The organism is Burkholderia sp. ABCPW 11, assembly GCF_001523445.1.
Taxonomy (GTDB): Bacteria; Pseudomonadota; Gammaproteobacteria; order Burkholderiales; family Burkholderiaceae; genus Burkholderia.
On record NZ_LOVM01000079.1, the window covers coordinates 1 to 1,985 of the forward strand.

Sequence of the window (1,985 nt, forward strand, 5' to 3'; positions counted from 1 at the left end):
CCGGTCGAAGTCGAGGTCGACAGCGACGTGATCGAGCTGTTGGCCGTCGACAGACCGGTCGAAGTCGAGGTCGACAGCGAGGTGATGGAGCTGTTAGCCGTCGACAGACCCGTCGAAGTCGAAGTCGACAGCGACGTGATCGAGCTGTTAGCCGTCGACAGGCCAGTCGAAGTCGACGTGGACAACGACGTGATCGAGCTGTTAGCCGTGGACAGACCGGTCGAAGTCGAGGTCGAGAGCGACGTGATGGAGCTATTGGCCGTGGACAGGCCAGTCGAAGTCGAGGTCGAGAGCGACGTGATCGAGCTGTTAGCCGTGGACAGGCCAGTCGAAGTCGACGTGGACAGCGACGTGATCGAGCTGTTAGCCGTGGACAGGCCGGTCGAAGTCGAGGTCGACAGCGAGGTGATGGAGCTGTTAGCCGTGGACAGACCCGTCGAAGTCGAAGTCGACAGCGACGTGATCGAGCTGTTGGCGGACGACAGACCCGTCGAGGTCGAGGTCGAAAGCGACGTGATCGAGCTGTTGGCGGACGACAGACCCGTCGAAGTCGAAGTCGAAAGCGACGTGATCGAGCTGTTAGCCGTCGACAGACCGGTCGAAGTCGAGGTCGACAGCGACGTGATCGAGCTGTTAGCCGTCGACAGGCCAGTCGAAGTCGACGTGGACAGCGACGAAATGGCGCTGGTCGCAGTACCGACTTGTTGAGCGACCGAATACAGCTGGCTGCCGTTGATCGCATCGGTACTGGTCGGAGTCACCTGGCCTGCGGCAACGTTGGTGACTTGTCGTTCCTTGCCGCTATCACCCACGCTGACGACGCCGACCGGATTGGCGCCAGCGAATCCGCTGAACGTCACGCCGTTGACGGTGGCGCTGCTCGTGGCGGTTGCCGCGGTGGTCTTCGAGTTGGCGCCGAGCGCGACGGAGTTGTCCGTGCTGGCGACAGCGCCGGAGCCAATGGCGACAGCGTCGGCACCCGTTGCGGTGCTGTCGGGGCCGGTAGAGTTCGCGTGGAAGTACTTGATGCCCTGGCTGTTGATGTTGTCGATCGCCGAGCCCACGCTGTTGGCGGTCGACGTCGTGCCATTCGCGTTGTACGTGGTGTACGACGGGGCCGAGACCTTGCCCGTCGTCGGGTCGTACGTCGAACCGCCGCCAAGTGCCGAGGCGGTGCTATTACCGAGGTTGTCCGTCTTCGTCGAGACCGAGCTCAGGCCGGTGGACAGCGAGTTGATGCCCGTCGAGGTCGAAGTCGAAAGCGACGTGATGGAGCTGTTGGCCGTCGACAGACCCGTCGAGGTCGAGGTCGACAACGACGTGATGGAGCTGTTAGCCGTGGACAGGCCAGTCGAAGTCGAGGTCGACAACGACGTGATGGAGCTGTTAGCCGTGGACAGGCCAGTCGAAGTCGAGGTCGACAACGACGTGATGGAGCTGTTAGCCGTGGACAGACCCGTCGAAGTCGAGGTCGACAACGACGTGATGGAGCTGTTCGCCGTGGACAGGCCCGTCGAGGTCGAGGTCGAGAGCGACGTGATCGAGCTGTTAGCCGTGGACAGGCCAGTCGAAGTCGACGTGGACAGCGACGTGATCGAGCTGTTAGCCGTCGACAGACCGGTCGAAGTCGAGGTCGACAGCGACGTGATCGAGCTGTTGGCCGTCGACAGACCGGTCGAAGTCGAGGTCGACAGCGACGTGATCGAGCTGTTGGCCGTGGACAGGCCAGTCGAGGTCGAGGTCGAGAGCGACGTGATCGAGCTGTTGGCCGTGGACAGGCCAGTCGAGGTCGAGGTCGAGAGCGACGTGATCGAGCTGTTGGCCGTGGACAGGCCAGTCGAGGTCGAGGTCGAGAGCGACGTGATCGAGCTGTTGGCCGTGGACAGGCCAGTCGAGGTCGAGGTCGAGAGCGACGTGATCGAGCTGTTGGCCGTGGAGAGACCAGTCGAGGTCGAAGTCGAGAGCGACGTGATNNNGCTGTTGTG

The 1,985-nt window shown here is 62.6% G+C and carries 1 pseudogene; it reads right to left on the reverse strand.

Going from position 1 to position 1,985, the window contains the following annotated elements:
* Window positions 1-1,973 (reverse strand): annotated as a pseudogene (locus WS61_RS35065) (hemagglutinin); the annotation flags it as partial.
* Window positions 1,974-1,985 lie beyond the last annotated feature (12 nt).